The organism is Aeromonas sp. PrichA-15, from assembly GCF_017939245.1.
GTDB lineage: Bacteria > Pseudomonadota > Gammaproteobacteria > Enterobacterales > Aeromonadaceae > Aeromonas > Aeromonas caviae.
Genome location: NZ_JAGKRH010000066.1, coordinates 1 through 756 on the forward strand (window position 1 = coordinate 1; position 756 = coordinate 756).

The following is a 756-nucleotide window of genomic DNA, read 5'->3' on the forward strand; positions in this document are numbered from 1 at the left end:
TGGTGGGCATTCCCGCGGAATGCATGGTGTTTTTGCTCATGGGGGGAGCGTATCTAAGGAGCAGGATCAAGCAAGCAGGAAAGTGGGATCAAGAGACGATCGTCTCATTTTTCCTGTGTCAATACTGTTCCGGTGAATACTTACGAGTTATCGATGCTGAAGATTGCCAAAAACAGCGCGCTTTGGTTAATGCCGATATTGGCGAGCATCATCCATGGTGCGTGGCAGGAAATAACAGAGAAGTTGGAGTGGGCAATGGTGTATTTATCCAAAAACGGCAAAAAGAGTAGGCAGAGAAAATCCAAGCAAAACAACACGTTAGACGGTATTATTAATTCGCTTGCCGCTTAAGGTTCTGTACATGTGGTTCCAGTATGTATGGTGTCATCATGCGTCTTGCTGATCTCCGCCGAACGTCGATGTGTTGGAATCGCCAATAAGTCTTCGCCACTGGCCATGACGACGAATCGCCCGTCTATATGAAGCTGATACGAGTGTTCGGCTCTCTTCACCAGATGCGCGTCATGATCTGAGGGATTCAATAGTAAACCATCTATTTGGTCTTTCACTGTTTGAGAGGTGGAATGCAATCTGAGTCGATACGCCTGTTGCGTAAGTATTCACCGGAACAGTATTGACACAGGAAAAATGAGACGATCGTCTCTTGATCCCACTTTCCTGCTTGCTTGATCCTGCTCCTTAGATACGCTCCCCCCATGAGCAAAAACACCATGCATTCCGCGGGAATGCCCACCA

General features: G+C 47.5%; 1 pseudogene. It reads left to right on the forward strand.

From position 1 onward, the window contains the following. Positions 1-144: 144 nt before the first annotated feature. Positions 145-351 (forward strand): annotated as a pseudogene (locus J9889_RS10785) (IS4 family transposase); the annotation flags it as partial. Between the last annotated feature and the right edge of the window lie 405 nt (positions 352-756).